Here is a 14838-nt window from a genome sequence, read left to right on the forward strand (position 1 = left end):
TACCCCCCGGGCTGGGCCGGGGCCCCCGGCGCCCGGCCCCCTCCGCGCGTTCGGTCCTCCCCGCAGATCCGCAGCCCCTTCGGAGTCGGCACGGCAGATGGCCGCCCAGGAAGCTGGAGGCCAGTGAGTCGGCGGCCGGCCGGCCGTAGGTGTAGGCGTACTCGATCTCCCGGTACGGGTAGCCGTCAGACCAGTGGCTTCACGGACATCAGAAGATGCCGGTGCGTGGGGCCGCCCTCGGGTTCGTCCCCCGCCGTCCGGCCGGTGATCATGGCGCGCTGGCCGGGACCCATCATGCGGAACTGCACGACCGGCGCGTCGAACGAGGCCAGGGCGTCCATCAGATACGAGGGGTTGAAGGCGACCGTCAGCTCGTCGGCGCCCTCCAGGACCGCGGGCAGCCGCTGGGACGCGACATCGTCCTCGTACCCCGCCTGAAGCAGCACCGAGCCGTCGGAGAAGGTCAGATGGAGCGGGCTGTCGCCGTCCGCGACCACCGCGACGCGCTTGACGGCCTCGACCAGGGGCACCCGGTCCGTGACCGCCGTCGTCGGGTCCGCCATCGCGAACAGCTTGTCGTGGCGGGGGAGTCGGCCGTCCAGGAGGCGAACCGTGGTCCGCATCCCGGCGAGTTCGAAGCCGGCCGATCCGACGTCCAGTGCGACGCGGACCATGCCGGAGCGGCCGAAGGAGCGGGCGATCTCGGTCAGCCGCCGGGCCGACACCACCACATCGGCCGTGACATCCGCCGTCTCCGGTTTCCATCCGAGCGTGCGCACCGCGAAGCGGTACCGGTCCGTGGCGGCCAGCGTCATCGTGTCGCCGTCGAGCCCCAGCCGGATCCCGGTGAGGGTCGGCAGGGTGTCGTCCCGGCCTGCGGCCACGGTCACATGGGCGACGGCCGCGGCGAACTCCTCGGAGTCCACCGCTCCCAGCACCTCGGGCAGCGGCGGCAGCGCCGGACAGTCGTCGAGCGGCAGCACGGACAGCCCGAACCGGGCGTCGCCGCCGGTCACGGAGAACCGTGAACCCTCCACCGCGCACACCACCGGACTCTCGGGCAGCACCCGGCACACATCGAGCAGCCGCCGGCCCATGACCAGGACCTTCCCGGCCCGTACGATCTCCGCCCCCACCTCGATGCGGGCGGACGCCTCGTAATCCAGGCCGGAGATCCGCAACACCTCGCCGTCCGCCTCCAGCAGCAGCCCGCCGAGCACGGGTACGGGCGACCGGGCGGGCAGCACCCGGGCCGCCCAGGCCACGGCATCCGTCAGTGCGTTGCGATCGATGCGGAACTCCATGCGCGGGGCCTCTCTGCGTCGGACCAACGGGGTCCGACGATAGAGGGCGCCACTGACAATCGACCGCGGACCGGCGTCGCGCGGGCGACGGCAGCGACCACCCCCGTGGGTCGCTGCCGTCGTTCACCCCGCCCGTCCCCCGACGCCCCTGTGTCCACGGACGGCACCCGACATCCCCCGACATCCATGCCGTCCGCGGAACACGTTCGGACTGTAGGTCGGCGGGTACCCGACAGGAAGATTCAATTCGCACGGTGTGGGCACCTCGGGGGGTAACAGTCCGCACAGCCAAACCGGTACTCTGCACTCCGGTTATCTCCACTGCCGGGGACAGAAGCAGGGGGCAGAAGCAGGGACAGACGGGCACGAGTACGGAGCGGAGGGCCTGTGCGAGCGCAGGAACGGGCCGACGACGTGCTGCGGATGAACCGCCTGGCCCGCGTCGGTGGCGTGCAGGAACTGCTGCGCTGGCTGTCGGGGCGCGTCGGCGGCTGGGCCGGACTGCTCCACGACGACGGAACCGTCCTGCACGCCGTGGCACGGACCCCGGACCGCACGAGCGCCGCGGCCGTCACGCTCGCCTCCGACGGCGCAAGGGAACTGACGGCCCTCGGCGCACGCTCCTTCACCCTCGACCGTGGCCAGGACACCGCTCTGCTGCTTCCGCTCGACGGCCCGCCCGATACCCGTGACGCCCGCGCCCCTGTCCTCGCCGTCGTCACGTGCCGTCCGCTGCCGGAGGGGCTGGCCACGCTCCTCGCCGACGCGGTGATGCCCGTGGCCATGTGCTGGGCGGCCGAATCGGTCGAACGCAAACGCCGCCGCGTCGACCTCGCGGAGTCCCGCGGCCGGGAAGCGGTGCTGCATCTGCTGATGACCGGCCAGCTCTCCATTGCCCACCAGGTCGCGGGCGCTCTGAAGCCCAGGCTGCCGGACCCCGTCCAGGTGTGCGTGGTGGAGTGCCCGGGCGGGCGGCGGGACGAGGTGGCGAAGGTCTGCGCGGATCTCTCCGGTGGACGGTCCTGGATCGTGCGGTGTCCGGTGTACGCACGCCACTTGATCCTCGTCGTGCCCGCCGGCCCGGGCGGGACCGAGCCGCGACTCGGCCGTGAGGTCGCCGTCGTGGTGGACGACTGCGTGGTCGGCGTGAGCGAGGAGGTTCCGCTCAGCGACACGGCGACCGGATACCGGCAGGCGTTCCATGCCCTGGCGGTCGCCCGCGGACTGCCCGTCCGCCACGCCCGGTTCGGCGCGGCACCCGAACCGGCTCTGCTCGTCGGCGCCGAGGGCGCACAGTGGGCCGACGACCTGTTGACGCCCCTCCTCACCTACCTGCCCCGGCGCAGCCAGGACCCCGGCAGTCAGGAACTGGCGGCGACGCTGGGTTCCTGGCTCGCGTTCTCGTCCCATGCGACCAAGCATCTGAAGATCCACCGCAACACCCTCTCCGCACGGCTGCGGTTGATCGGTGAGCTGCTCGGACGCGACCTCAACCGGCTCGCCGACCAGGCCGCACTCGACCTGGCACTGCGGATCCGCGCCACCCCCGCCCGCACACCCCGTCCTGCCGAGCCCGGGAAGGGGGTCCGCTCCCTGGACGAGATCCTGCGCCGCCCCGACGTTCGGGAGTGGGCGGCCCAGCAACTGCAACCGCTCCGCCGCAACGGCGGGGCGGCCGAGGCGACGGTCCGGTGCTGGCTGGACTGCGAAGCTCAACTGGCGCCGACCGCAGAGGCGTTGGGGATCTCCGTGCCGGGCGCCCGCAAGCGCCTCATCCGGCTCGAAGCGGCACTCCAGCGTTCACTGCTCCAGACGCCCAGTGCGCGTTACGAGTTGTGGCTGGCTTTCCGGGCGCTGGCTGTTGCGGGTGTCACCGACGCGGTGTGAGTTTCACTGCGGGCCCATGGCCGTCGGCCCGGAGCAGGTGGACGGGTTCGGGGGCCGTCGCGGGGGCCGGCGAATCCGGCGCCCCCGCGACGCCTGTGCTCACCGCTGCCAGTCGCCGCCCAGCAGCGTTCCAGCGACTGCCGGCAGTCCCAGCGAGCCCGTGCCGAAGGAGACCGTCGACGTGTACACAGGCCGGGTCTTCCCGCCCGGCAGCACCCAGACCGCGCCGCGCCCGTCCTCCTCGCACGCGCCCACGGCGATCTCGGGCCTGCCGTCACGGGTGAGGTCCCCTGCCGCCACCGTGCAGCCGAAGGCGTCGCCCTTCTCCGGGGTGCCCGGCACGCCCGGGGTGTCCTGCTTGAAGGTGTACGAGCCGGCGCCCAGCTGCCCCGTACGGCGACCGGGCACGACCGTGACCGTGCCCGCACCGCCCTTGGTACCGATCCCCTCGCCGGGTGCCCCCACGACGATGTCGGCGAGCCCGTCCTTGTTCAGGTCGGCCACGGCCACCGCGGCGCCGAATTCGTCGTAGCGCTCGCTCGAACCGGGCACCCCGCCAGTGTTCTGATGAAACGTCATGGGCGCTTTGTCCAGCGGGACTCCGTTCGCCGACCCGAACCACACGGAGACGGACCCGCCCACGTGACCGATCGGCCCCACGTCGCTCGGTTCGTCCGGGTCGCCGGCGACGACGTCCCCGTAACCGTCCCCGTTCACGTCCCCCACCGCGACGTTGAGCCCCTCTCCCTCCAGGAGCGGAGGCGGGTACGTCCCGGGCACCGGATTCACCAGCACCCGGCCCCCACTGCTTCCGTTCGCCCGGCCGGTGACCTGGAGCTGTTCGGCCACCTTGTCGCCGTTGACATCGCTGTACGCGACGGCGCGCATCCAGCCGATGTCCTCGTTCGGCACGGACGAACCGACCCCGCCGCTCCGGGTGAACGGTCCGGTCAGTTCGGTGGTGAAGTTCCAGTTGGCGATCAGGACCCGCGCCTCGCCCGGGCCGGACACCGCCGCCACGTCCTTGCCCGCGCCCCAGCGCCTCAGCACCTGCGTCGGCAGTGAGGCACCGGAGACCAGGCCCTTCGTGCTGCCCCACAGGACGTACACCGCCCCTGAGTCCAGTGTGGTGCCGACATCCTCGCCGGGCGCCCCGACCACCAGGTCCGCATAGCCGTCGTGGTCGAGGTCCGCGAGGGCGCTGGAGGCGCCGAACAGGTCGCCCGCCTCGGCCGTGCCCGGCACCCCGGCCGAATTCTGCGTGATCACCGCACGCCTGGAGGCGGACACACCCTTGGCGGACCCGTACAGCACGACGAGGCTCCCGGCCCGTTCGTGGCCCGCGACCGAGGCTCCCGGCGCGGGGACCACGAGGTCCCGGTAGCCGTCGCCGTTGATGTCCTGCGGAACCGGCATCGGCGCGGCGGAGGCTGTCCCCCCGGACAGCGTCGCGGCAACGGCGGCGACGGCGGCCACCAGGGCCGCCCGTCTGTATCCGGCTGTGCGTCGTCCACTCATCCTTCTGTCCCCACCCCATGCCCCGCGCCCGACGGGGCGGGACAACCGACTGTTGCCGCATTGACCCACAGTCGGACAAGCTGCGCAATGAGACGAGGGCGGGAAGTGCGAACCCGCGCAGAGGGACTTCGGTCCGCCCGGGTGGGGAACGTCGACCAGGTGTCGGGGCGACCGGGGAAGACGGGGCCGTCGGGGAGCCTGGCGGGGGCCGGACGCGGTGACGCAGCTGAACGCGCGTGCCGGGCGTGTGAGTTACGTACCGGCCGTCACACAGACCGGGCGGGTCCGGCCGACGGCGTGGCACCTTCCGCCGACGGCGCCCGGCAGGTTCGTCCAGGCGCTGCCGCTGCTCGACGCGGCCGGAGCGCTGCTCGGCCGAACCCTTCAGCCGGTCTTCGTGTACGTGATCTTCTCGCCGGTGTCCGCGTTCTCGCGGCGCAGAGTGCCGTCCGGCAACAGGGTCAGCGTGGTGGCCTTGCCAGGGGTGCAGGACGTCATGGGTTCGCCGAGCGTGATCGTGGAGGGCCCGATGTGGATCGGTCCGGCGGGGGACGGCTCATCGGTCAGATCCGCCTGGAAGACGCAGCGGTAGGTGCCACCGGTGTCGATCGGCCCCTCCGCGGTGAGCGTGAGGACGGTCTGGCCGACCTTGCCCTGCTGGATGACGAGTTCGCGGGTGGAGTGACCGGCGGAGTTGTCGATGCTGCCGGACCAGGTGCCGAGGTAGCCCTCGGGGACGGGGCCGTCGCCGTTCTTCTTCGCGTCGGAGGGGGACGGGGAAGTGTCGGAGGGGGCGTCCGACGGCTCCTCCGACGGGTCGTCGGACGCGAACGGGCTGGGCGAACTGCTGTGGGACACGCCGGATGTCGTGCCGTCGTCGCTCATGAGCGCGTACACCGAACCGCCCGCACCGATGGCGACGAGCACGGCGACCACGATGAGAGCGACGGTCGAACCCACCGTGCGGCGTGCGGGTTCGGGCTGTGGGGCGGAGGCGGAATAGAGGGGGCCGTACGGAGGTGTGGAGCCGAAGCCGGGGTGCTGAGGTGGCTGCTGCCGGGGATATCCGTAGCCGTACGGTTGTCCCTGACCGGGGTGCGGCTGGGCGGGCAACTGCGGGTAGCCGTATGCGGGGGCAGGGCCCGGCACGGGGGTTGAGGTGCCGATCGCCGTGGGCATCGCATGGACCCCGCCGGGCGGTTGCGGGGCCGGAGGCTGCGGGGCGGGCTGTTCCGCAGCCGGGGGCACCGTGTCCTCGGGACCGGACGGGGCAACCGGTTCCGCAGGCCGTTCCGGCTCCTCCGGTTCCTCCGGGTCCTCCGAGTCCAGCAACTCCACCGCGTGACGGCCCAGCTGGGCGAGGAGCGCGCCCGGCAGCCACGGTTCGGCGGGCTCGTCCTCCGCCAGCCGTTCCAGGATCGCGTCCGTCGTCGGCCTGGCGGCCGGGTCCTTGAGGAGGCAGTCCCGGACGAGGTCGACCAGATCCACCGGGACGCCGGTCAGGTCCGGGTCCTCCTGCGCGATCCGGAACATCAGCGCATGGACCTCGTTGTCCGTCCCGCCGAACGGAAGCCTGCCCGTCGCCGCGTACGCCAGCACCGAGCCGAGGCAGAACACATCGCACGCAGCGGTCACCCGCTCGCCCCGCACCTGCTCCGGCGCCATGAAGCCGGGCGAACCGACCAGCGCCCCGGTGCGGGTGAGACCACCGTCGGTGACGGTGTCCAGTGCCCGGGCTATGCCGAAGTCGATGACCCGCGGGCCGTCGATCGTCAGCAGAATGTTGGACGGCTTGAGGTCGCGGTGGATGAGCCCGGCGGAGTGGATGGCCTGGAGCGCGCGGGTCAGCCCGGCACCCAGGACGTGGACCGAGCGCTCGGGCAGCGGACCGAAGGCCCCCGAGGCCGGTCCCACCGGTGCGCCCGCGCGCCCGGAGACGGTGACCTGGAGGGACGGCCCGGCGACGTATCCGGTCGCGACCCACGGCACGGCGGCCTCGGTGTCGGCGTCCAGCACGGGGGCCGTCCACGCCGAGCCGACCTGGCGTGCGGCCTGCACCTCCTGGCGGAACCGGTCGCGGAACTCCTGCCGCTCGGCGAGCTCCTGGCGTACGAGCTTGATCGCGACGGTACGGCCCCGATCGGACCGGGCCAGATAGACCTGCCCCATGCCACCCGCGCCGAGCCGCCCCAGCAGGCGGTACGCGCCGATGCGTTGCGGGTCGGCGGACCCGAGCTTTTCCATGGTGTGCGACCTCCCCCGTACGGCGACACGCCGACGGGTCGAGAATAGCGGCGCACGTCACGCCCGAGCAGTCCGGCCGGGCGTCGGTCCCGTCCGCTGCCGGCCCCGTCCTCAAGCGCCGGACGGGCGGGGTTCATCCGCTGGACGGGACGGGGTTCACGCGCTGGACGGGGCGGGGTTCACGAGCTGGGCGGGGTGGGTTGCGCGCCGGTCACCGCGTCGACTGCAACCGACAGCCGTTCCAGCACCCGCACCGTCTCCGCGAAGCCCTCCGCCCCCAGCTCCTCCGCCAGCCGCGCGGCGAACTCCGCGTGGCCGGGGCCGATCCGGGAGACCGCCGCCCGCCCCTGCTCGGTGGGACGCAGCAGCTTCGCGCGCCGGTGGGCCGGATTCGGTACGTACTCCGCAAGGCCCTTGCCCACCAGCAGATCCGCGATCCGCTGCACGCTCTGCCGGGTGATCCCCATGGCCCGGGCGATCCCGGACACGGGCAACGGCTCGGCCAGCACCGCTCCGAGCACCTGCCACCATGCCGCGGTCAGCCCGGCAGGTGCGGCCAGCTCCTCCGAAACGGCGAGGAACTGGCCGTTCAGCCGGAAGACGCCGAGGGCCGTGCGGCTGAGCGCGTCCTGCTGCTCGCGGCTCATCCCGCCAGCACCTCGTACGCGCTCGCGTCCGAGTCGTGGAAGAGCCGGTACCAGGCGTCGAGTTTCCTGCCCTCGTACACCCCGAGGCGCGCGAAGACCTCGCGGGCGAACGCGACCGGCTCGGTCGGTCCCGCCGTGATGAGGTCTCCGTCGGTCACCGCGTCCGCCTCGACGTACCGGGCGCCGCCCGCGTACCCCGTGGCTGCGAGATAGAAGGAGACGGCACTCGTGTGCGCGCGGTCGTCGAGCAGTCCCTCACGGGCCAGTCCGGCCGTCGCCCCGCAGATCGCGGCGACCGGCACGCCCGCGTCCAGGAAGGTGCGGGCGGTGCGGGCGAAGGGGGCGAGCTCGTCGCCGCTGTCCCACAGGTCGGCACCGGTGAGGATCAGCAGTGCGCTGTCCTCGGGGCGTACGTCGGCGAGGGCGAGGTCCGGCTGGATGCGGAGGCCGCCGAGGGTGGTGACGGGGCCGGCTGTGAGGCCGACCGTCCGCACGGTGAAGCCGTTGCGCGCGAGATACGCGGTGGTGTGGCCGGTCTCCCAGTCGGCGTAGGAGTCGTAGACGGCCAGGTGCACGGTCTTGCGGGGCATGACGACCTCCCGGGCGAGAACCTCATGGACGAAACCTCGTGGATGGAGCGTCACGAGCGCGACGTCATGAGTGGGGATGATGACAGCATGCTGTCATTACGGCAGGGTGCTGTCAATCAAGCACCCCCTCGCGCCGACCCGACACCCTGCCCACCAAACCGCCCCACGCCATACAAGATGGCCATGTCGAGCCGCTCACAGCAGGACCTACGCTCGCCGCATGACCCCTCATGCCTCCCATGCCTCCCACGCTCCGCAGGTCGACTCCGCGGCCGGTGCGGCCGTGAAGGCCGCCGACCGTGCGCACGTGTTCCACTCCTGGTCCGCCCAGGGCCTGATCGACCCGCTCGCCGTCGCCGGCGCCGAGGGGGCGTACTTCTGGGACTACGACGGCAACCGCTACCTGGACTTCACCAGCGGCCTCGTCTACACCAACATCGGCTACCAGCACCCCACCGTCGTCGCCGCGATCCAGGAGCAGGCGGGCAAGCTCGCCACCTTCGCTCCCGCGTTCGCGATCGAGGCCCGCTCCGAGGCCGCACGTCTCATCGCCGAGCGGACCCCCGGCGACCTGGACAAGATCTTCTTCACCAACGGCGGCGCCGAGGCCGTCGAGAACGCCGTCCGGATGGCCCGGCTGCACACCGGCCGTACGAAGGTGCTCTCCGCCTACCGCTCGTACCACGGCGCCACCTCCACCGCGATCAACCTGACCGGGGACCCGCGCCGCTGGCCGTCCGACAACGGCTCCGCGGGTGTCGTACGGTTCTGGGCGCCGTTCCTCTACCGCTCGCCGTTCCACGCCGAGACCGAGGCCGAGGAGTGCGCCCGCGCCCTTCAGCACCTGGAGGACACCCTCGCCTTCGAGGGACCCGCCACCATCGCCGCGATCATCCTGGAGACGATCCCCGGCACGGCGGGCATCATGACGCCTCCGCCCGGCTACCTCGCGGGCGTCCGTGAGATCTGTGACCGGTACGGCATCGTCTTCATTCTCGACGAGGTGATGGCCGGCTTCGGGCGCACCGGCACGTGGTTCGCCGCCGAGCACTTCGACGTCACACCCGACCTGATGACCTTCGCCAAGGGCGTCAACTCCGGGTACGTGCCCCTCGGCGGTGTCGCCATCTCCGCGGAGATCGCCGCCACCTTCGAGACCCGCCCCTACCCGGGCGGACTCACGTACTCCGGTCACCCGCTGGCCTGCGCCGCGGCCGTCGCCACCATCGGCGTCATGGAGGACGAGAAGGTCGTCGAGAACGCCGCTCACATCGGCGAGACCGTCCTCGGCCCCGGCCTGCGTGAGCTCGCCGAGCGCCACCCGTCGGTCGGCGAGGTGCGCGGTCTCGGCGCGTTCTGGGCGCTGGACCTGGTCCGCAACAAGGAGACCCGGGAGCCGCTGGTCCCGTACAACGCCGCGGGCGAGGCCAATGCGCCGATGGCGGCGTTCGGCGCGGCCTGCAAGAAGAACGGCCTGTGGCCCTTCATCAACATGAACCGCACCCACGCCGTTCCGGCCTGCAACGTCACGGAGGCCGAGGCCAAGGAGGGTCTGGCGGCTCTGGACGTGGCCCTGTCCGTCGCGGACGAGCACACCGTCTGACGCGCTCCACCCGCATTCCGCGGGCCCATCCGCATGGCGTCCCTCCCCCGTGCCCGGATCCGGGCACACCGGGCCCTGGCTTAAGGTGACCCGAAGCCGAAAAGGGGAGGGCCGCCATGTGCCCGAGCGGAACTGTCACCCGCAGTACGCTGCGGCAGCAGATCGCGGACGCGCTGCGTGACGAGGTGCTCGCCGGGCGTTTGCAGCAGGGGCGGGAGTTCACCGTCAAGCAGATCGCCGAGCAGTACGGGGTCTCCGCGACGCCCGTCCGCGAGGCGCTCTTCGATCTCTCCGCGCAGGGCCTGCTCGAATCCGACCAGCACCGCGGGTTCCGGGTGCACGAGTTCACCGTGGACGACTACCGGGCGATCGTCGAGGCCCGCACCCTGGTCATCGACGGAGTCATCCGCAGCATCTTCGACGGGCCGGTCCGCCCGAAGGGCGCGCAGGCGGCGAAGTACCGCGACGCGCTGGTCTCCGTGCGCCGTCGCGCCGAGGAGGCGGCACGGGCGGCGCGGGGCGGAGACCTCGACATCCTCATCGGGTACGACCTGCGCTTCTGGCGTGAGCTGGGCGCGTTCGTCGGCAACACGTACATCACCGACTTCCTTCACCGGCTGCGCATCCAGGCCTGGGTGTTCGCCGTGCCGTACCTCCGCAGCGACGTGGATGTGCGCGACTGGCTCTGGAGCGGCCACCAGGACCTCGTCGCGGCGATCACACTCGGGGACCGCGACGCGGTGCGCGCGGTGATCGACGGCCACAACGCCCAGGCGCTCAGCTGGGCGGAGCGGCTCGCGGCCGGCAACCCGCCGCACCCGGGGCACGGCGGCTGACGGCCCGGCGGCGAGGTGTTCCACAGCCGGACATGAAGGACCACTGTGCGCGACGGTCCCCTCGCATTACGCTGTCCCGACCATCGCGCGAACCGCGCGAGAACCCGTGGGAGAGCGAGACTTCGTGGCCTGTGACCTGTGGCTGGTCCCCCTCGTCGATGTGCTGTGTCACAGCCCCGACAACCCGTTCGCCGAAGAGATAGCCGTCTACGACAACGCGCTGGGCGAGGCCGGACTCCCGGCCGTACCCGTCTATGCCTACATGCCGGGGCTGACCGGCGATGTGGCCCCGGTCGCGGGCTTCGACTACGACGCACTGCACTTCCTGCGCCGCGCCTATCTGCTGCAGCTGAGCGGTCTCGCCGTCACACCGGTCGACGAACTGGGCGGCGACTACGAGCAGCTGCTGGAAATGTTCGAGTCCACCGCGAAGCAATCCCACCTGGTCTGGCACTACGACCATGCGGGGGCGTACGTCCCCGTGGACTTCCCCTCCCCGCTCTCCAACGACCAGCTGCTGGAGGGGGGCGGCCCGCTCGGCTCCGCGCACGGGCTGCTGCGGGAGCTGGAGTACGTCGCTCCGTCCATCGGCATCGACCCGGCGAACCCGCCGGCCGCCCCCCTGCCGCCCGTCGCGCCGACCTCGCTGGAGGAGCCGGCGAGCCCGATTCCTTACGACGACAGCCCGTTCGCCCGGGAGCGGCACGTCTGGCTGGGCCTGCACGCGGCGGCGACCCGCAGCCTCGCCCAAGGCTCCATGATCGTCTTCAGCTGACGCGGCGGCCCGGACCGCCGGGGTCACCGCCCACCCGAGTCACCGCCCACCGGGACCACCGTCACCGGGGTGACTCCGGTGGGCGCTGCCGCGGCATGTTCGGCCGGGTCATCGACTGCATCGGGAACCGCCCCGGCGCCGCCCCCGGCTCCGCACGCCCGCCGATCCCGCTCCCCGAGACCAGTGCCTGCATCCCCATCGGCGCAGGTCCGGCCCGGAATTCCACCATCCAGTCCGCGGTCTCGAACCGTACGAGATCCGTGATGTCCTCCGAGAACCGCCGCAGCACCCCCAGGCACCGCTCGGCCGCCTCGCTCGCCGTCCCCTCGGTCGGTCCGAGCACCTCCCGCACACACTCCGACGCCCAGTCGAACTGCAGCACCTGAAGCCGTCGCTGCACGGCCTGCGCCGTGGCGAGGTTCCTTATCCAGCCGGAGGTCAGGCCGAAGTACCGGTCACAGGCCATGCAGGCGGCACCCAGCAGCAGCGAGAGATAGCCCCAGCCGGCCACCCCGTGCAGCGCGCCCGTCAGATCGAGCAGCGGCAGCGCCGCGCCCGCGACCGCCCCGGCCGCCGTGCCGATCCTCAGCACCCTGGCGCCGCGCCGCTTCCACACCCGGTCGTTCAGATACCAGCCGGCGGTGCGCAGCGCCTCGGCCTCGACCCAGCGGTACAGCTCGTCGAGGCGTTCCGCGGGTTCGCCCCAGTCGCCGAGCGGGAACGGTTGTCCGGTCAGGTCCCGGCCCCGCGCACGGAAGCCGGGGCGCGGCTCCGAGCCCGACCCGGAGCCCGGGTCCGAGCTCGGCGGAACGGCCGAACCGGGCGCGCCGGACTCGTTGCGGGGCGCCCTCTCGGGCTGCATCTCCGGCTGACTCACCGGGGCACTCCTCTGCACTCTGCGTTTTCGGCGTTTCGGACGCGCGTATGGGACGCGTGCACGCACGACGGACGGACCTTCGACGCGGCCGCCCGTCCCGCTCGCGTAACCCTGCGTGACGGACGGCGCACGTGTGCGTATTGATATGCATGCCCTTCCTACCGCCGAATGGTGGGCCATGGGGCCGAAATCGCGGTATTCCCGGGTGTGCATGGCCTGTGATCAGGTATAGGAGTCTTGCCGCAGTTGACCGGATCTCACCCGAAAGAGTTGCTCGCCAGTGGGTGGGGCGCGGTTCCCGGTGACCACGTAGGCTCGGCATACCGAAACATTTGTCGTCGAAATGCCAGGAGTGACCGTGATTCCCGGTGGTGGCCAGCCCAATATGCAGCAGCTGCTGCAGCAGGCCCAGAAGATGCAGCAGGACCTCGCCCAGGCCCAGGAGGAGCTGGCCGGGACCGAGGTCGATGGTCAGGCGGGTGGCGGTCTCGTGAAGGCGACCGTCACCGGCTCCGGCGAGCTCCGCAGCCTCGTGATCGACCCCAGGGCGGTCGACCCCGAGGACACCGAGACGCTCGCCGACCTCGTCGTCGCCGCAGTCCAGGCGGCGAACGAGAACGCGCAGGCGCTTCAGCAGCAGAAGCTGGGCCCGCTGGCCCAGGGGCTGGGCGGTATGCCCGGTCTTCCCTTCTGATCCGCCGGTACAACAACTACCGTACGTACCACGACAACAACAGCAGTGGCAGTCGAGGCACTCAGCTCAGGAAGGCGTTCCGTTGTACGAAGGCGTGGTTCAGGACCTCATCGACGAACTGGGCAGGCTGCCCGGCGTCGGTCCCAAGAGCGCGCAGCGGATCGCCTTCCACATCCTGCAGGCCGAGCCCACCGACGTGCGCCGTCTCGCCCGTGCCCTCCTGGAGGTCAAGGACAAGGTCCGGTTCTGCTCGGTGTGCGGCAATGTCGCGCAGGAGGAGCAGTGCGGGATCTGCCGCGACGCGCGCCGCGACCAGACGGTGATCTGTGTGGTCGAGGAGCCGAAGGACGTCGTGGCGATCGAGCGGACCCGTGAGTTCCGGGGCCGCTACCACGTGCTCGGCGGGGCGATCAGTCCGATCGAGGGCGTCGGCCCGGACGATCTGCGCATCCGCGAGCTGCTGGCGAGGCTCGCCGACGGCTCGATCACGGAGCTGATCCTGGCCACCGACCCCAACCTGGAGGGCGAGGCCACCGCGACGTACCTGGCGCGGATGATCAAGCCCATGGGGCTGCGGGTGACGCGGCTGGCCAGCGGGCTGCCGGTGGGCGGCGACCTGGAGTACGCGGACGAGGTCACCCTGGGCCGCGCCTTCGAGGGGAGGCGCTTGCTGGATGTCTGACTCCGCCCCGCACGACACCTGCACCACGGCTGGGATCCTCGCGGACGAAACCTTGACGTCTCACGACGGCTTTACGTTCAGCGGCGCTATGTTCTACTCACCGTTCGCGACCGTGCCCACGGGAGGTCCCCTCGATGTCTGACGCCACGCTGAATTCCGTCACGCAGGACCCGGACGACTTCGCCGTCCAGATCGCGGACCAGATCAAGACGTTCATCGTCGCGGTCGCCGAGGTTTCCAAGGTCGACGAGCCGGAGCAGGCTGTCCCGACCCTGCTTCTCCAGGTCTCCCAGCTGCTCCTCGCGGGCGGCCGGCTCGGCGCGTACGAGGACGTTCTCCCGGACGAGCGCTACGAGCCGGACCTGGGTGCCGAACCGGACGCCGACGGCCTGCGCGACCGGTTCGCGGCCCTTCTCGAACCGATCGACGTCTACTCCGAGGTCTTCGACCCCTACGAGCCCCGCAAGGCCCCGGTCCCGGCCCGCATCTCCGACGACCTGGCCGACCTGGTCACGGACCTGCGTCACGGCCTGGCCCACTACGAGGAGGGCCGCACCACCGAGGCGCTGTGGTGGTGGCAGTTCTCCTACTTCTCCAACTGGGGCTCCACCGCCTCCGCCACCCTGCGTGCCCTCCAGTCCCTGGTCGCCCACATCCGTCTGAACCAGCCCCTCCAGGAACTGGACGGGCTGGACACGGACTCGGAGACCATCGACGACGACCTGGCCGAGGAGGCGGGCCGGGTCATGGCCGAGGAGATCGCCGGACCGCTGGGACTGCGCCCGGTGAAGTAGCCGTCCGGCCGGGTTCGGGCCGTGGTCCCTGGGCGCCCCCATCCGCGTGCGGCACCGCGAGTCGCGATCAAGAACTACGACGGGAATCCCCCGGGAATCTCCGGGTGTCGGGTGCCGCATCGGATTCGATCGCACGCGACGCACGACGCGTCGCGTCGGAGGGTGTGCGGATCCGGTCGGGTCGGAGATTCCGGGCAGCTGTCGGAGGAGCGGTCGGCACCCGCACCTGTCCGGTCCCTGCTGAAGCCTCCACGGTCGTCGACGGGGAGGAGGCTCTGGGGGGCGGTCCGGGCGGTTCCGGTTCACGCTGGAGGGGACGGAACCGGAGATCGTGGAACCTGTTGGTGTGGGCTGAGCCACATGCGGGCGTGGTACCGGGATCACCGG

13 protein-coding genes and 1 pseudogene are annotated in these 14838 nt (G+C 71.6%); 7 read left to right on the forward strand and 7 right to left on the reverse strand.

Annotated features, from left to right (window positions below; all coding sequences use genetic code 11):
* Both ACFU6I_RS36780 and dnaN read right to left on the reverse strand, forming a co-directional pair.
* A pseudogene (locus ACFU6I_RS36780) lies at positions 1–187 on the reverse strand (hypothetical protein); the annotation flags it as partial.
* A complete protein-coding gene (gene dnaN, locus ACFU6I_RS36785) occupies positions 186–1304 on the reverse strand; it encodes a DNA polymerase III subunit beta (protein WP_384375155.1) in 1119 nt (372 codons plus the stop codon). The gene dnaN and the pseudogene ACFU6I_RS36780, both read right to left, overlap by 2 nt.
* A 423-nt stretch (positions 1305–1727) precedes the next feature.
* On the opposite strand from dnaN, the gene ACFU6I_RS36790 reads away from it, so the two are divergent.
* Positions 1728–3191: a helix-turn-helix domain-containing protein gene (locus tag ACFU6I_RS36790; RefSeq protein WP_384375198.1), complete on the forward strand. Its 1464-nt coding sequence runs from the start codon at positions 1728–1730 to the stop codon at positions 3189–3191.
* A 99-nt stretch (positions 3192–3290) separates the two neighbouring features.
* Here the strand turns inward: ACFU6I_RS36790 and ACFU6I_RS36795 are convergent, their stop codons facing one another.
* The 4 genes from ACFU6I_RS36795 to ACFU6I_RS36810 all read right to left on the reverse strand — a co-directional run bounded on the left by ACFU6I_RS36795 (position 3291) and on the right by ACFU6I_RS36810 (position 8190).
* The gene (locus ACFU6I_RS36795; RefSeq protein ID WP_384375158.1) at positions 3291–4709 is read right to left on the reverse strand and encodes an FG-GAP repeat protein; all 1419 of its coding nucleotides are present in this window, start codon (positions 4707–4709) and stop codon (positions 3291–3293) included.
* 384 nt (positions 4710–5093) lie between these two features.
* On the reverse strand, positions 5094–6953 hold the full coding sequence (locus tag ACFU6I_RS36800) for a protein kinase (protein ID WP_384375161.1): 1860 nt from the start codon (positions 6951–6953) through the stop codon (positions 5094–5096).
* A 179-nt stretch (positions 6954–7132) separates the two neighbouring features.
* Positions 7133–7600 carry a MarR family winged helix-turn-helix transcriptional regulator gene (locus ACFU6I_RS36805; protein WP_384375164.1) on the reverse strand — a complete coding sequence of 156 codons (468 nt, stop codon included), beginning with the start codon at positions 7598–7600 and terminating at the stop codon, positions 7133–7135.
* On the reverse strand, positions 7597–8190 hold the full coding sequence (locus ACFU6I_RS36810) for a DJ-1/PfpI family protein (RefSeq protein ID WP_384375166.1): 594 nt from the start codon (positions 8188–8190) through the stop codon (positions 7597–7599). Before ACFU6I_RS36810 ends, ACFU6I_RS36805 begins: the two co-directional genes overlap by 4 nt.
* A gap of 220 nt (positions 8191–8410) precedes the next feature.
* On the opposite strand from ACFU6I_RS36810, the gene ACFU6I_RS36815 reads away from it, so the two are divergent.
* The 3 genes from ACFU6I_RS36815 to ACFU6I_RS36825 all read left to right on the forward strand — a co-directional run bounded on the left by ACFU6I_RS36815 (position 8411) and on the right by ACFU6I_RS36825 (position 11404).
* Positions 8411–9793, forward strand: a complete 1383-nt coding sequence (locus tag ACFU6I_RS36815; protein ID WP_266984169.1) for an aspartate aminotransferase family protein — start codon at positions 8411–8413, stop codon at positions 9791–9793.
* A 116-nt stretch (positions 9794–9909) separates the two neighbouring features.
* The gene (locus ACFU6I_RS36820; RefSeq protein ID WP_384375169.1) at positions 9910–10629 is read left to right on the forward strand and encodes a GntR family transcriptional regulator; all 720 of its coding nucleotides are present in this window, start codon (positions 9910–9912) and stop codon (positions 10627–10629) included.
* 124 nt (positions 10630–10753) lie between these two features.
* Positions 10754–11404, forward strand: coding sequence for a hypothetical protein (locus tag ACFU6I_RS36825; RefSeq protein WP_384375201.1), 651 nt, complete (start codon positions 10754–10756; stop codon positions 11402–11404).
* 61 nt (positions 11405–11465) lie between these two features.
* On the opposite strand, the gene ACFU6I_RS36830 is transcribed toward ACFU6I_RS36825, so the two are convergent.
* Positions 11466–12266 carry an SLATT domain-containing protein gene (locus tag ACFU6I_RS36830; RefSeq protein ID WP_384375204.1) on the reverse strand — a complete coding sequence of 267 codons (801 nt, stop codon included), beginning with the start codon at positions 12264–12266 and terminating at the stop codon, positions 11466–11468.
* 373 nt (positions 12267–12639) lie between these two features.
* On the opposite strand from ACFU6I_RS36830, the gene ACFU6I_RS36835 reads away from it, so the two are divergent.
* The 3 genes from ACFU6I_RS36835 (at position 12640) to ACFU6I_RS36845 (ending at position 14451) form a co-directional block, all read left to right on the forward strand.
* Positions 12640–12975 (forward strand): YbaB/EbfC family nucleoid-associated protein, encoded by a 336-nt coding sequence (locus ACFU6I_RS36835; protein WP_266984175.1) that lies wholly within the window; start codon positions 12640–12642, stop codon positions 12973–12975.
* 82 nt (positions 12976–13057) lie between these two features.
* Positions 13058–13657: a recombination mediator RecR gene (gene recR / locus ACFU6I_RS36840; protein ID WP_384032269.1), complete on the forward strand. Its 600-nt coding sequence runs from the start codon at positions 13058–13060 to the stop codon at positions 13655–13657.
* Positions 13658–13791: 134 nt separating this feature from the next.
* The gene (locus ACFU6I_RS36845) at positions 13792–14451 is read left to right on the forward strand and encodes a DUF5063 domain-containing protein (protein WP_266984178.1); all 660 of its coding nucleotides are present in this window, start codon (positions 13792–13794) and stop codon (positions 14449–14451) included.
* Positions 14452–14838: the final 387 nt, after the last annotated feature.

It is taken from the genome of Streptomyces sp. NPDC057486 (assembly GCF_042802415.1).
Classification (GTDB): domain Bacteria; phylum Actinomycetota; class Actinomycetes; order Streptomycetales; family Streptomycetaceae; genus Streptomyces; species Streptomyces yanii.

What these genes read in the sequence shown, in the direction of transcription:
- dnaN (WP_384375155.1), bottom strand. Translation starts at nt 1,304, where the DNA reads ATGGAGTTCCGCATCGATCGCAACGCACTGACGGATGCCGTGGCCTGG.
- ACFU6I_RS36790 (WP_384375198.1), top strand. Translation starts at nt 1,728, where the DNA reads ATGAACCGCCTGGCCCGCGTCGGTGGCGTGCAGGAACTGCTGCGCTGG.
- ACFU6I_RS36795 (WP_384375158.1), bottom strand. Translation starts at nt 4,709, where the DNA reads ATGAGTGGACGACGCACAGCCGGATACAGACGGGCGGCCCTGGTGGCC.
- ACFU6I_RS36800 (WP_384375161.1), bottom strand. Translation starts at nt 6,953, where the DNA reads ATGGAAAAGCTCGGGTCCGCCGACCCGCAACGCATCGGCGCGTACCGC.
- ACFU6I_RS36805 (WP_384375164.1), bottom strand. Translation starts at nt 7,600, where the DNA reads ATGAGCCGCGAGCAGCAGGACGCGCTCAGCCGCACGGCCCTCGGCGTC.
- ACFU6I_RS36810 (WP_384375166.1), bottom strand. Translation starts at nt 8,190, where the DNA reads ATGCCCCGCAAGACCGTGCACCTGGCCGTCTACGACTCCTACGCCGAC.
- ACFU6I_RS36815 (WP_266984169.1), top strand. Translation starts at nt 8,411, where the DNA reads ATGACCCCTCATGCCTCCCATGCCTCCCACGCTCCGCAGGTCGACTCC.
- ACFU6I_RS36820 (WP_384375169.1), top strand. Translation starts at nt 9,910, where the DNA reads ATGTGCCCGAGCGGAACTGTCACCCGCAGTACGCTGCGGCAGCAGATC.
- ACFU6I_RS36830 (WP_384375204.1), bottom strand. Translation starts at nt 12,266, where the DNA reads ATGCAGCCCGAGAGGGCGCCCCGCAACGAGTCCGGCGCGCCCGGTTCG.
- ACFU6I_RS36845 (WP_266984178.1), top strand. Translation starts at nt 13,792, where the DNA reads ATGTCTGACGCCACGCTGAATTCCGTCACGCAGGACCCGGACGACTTC.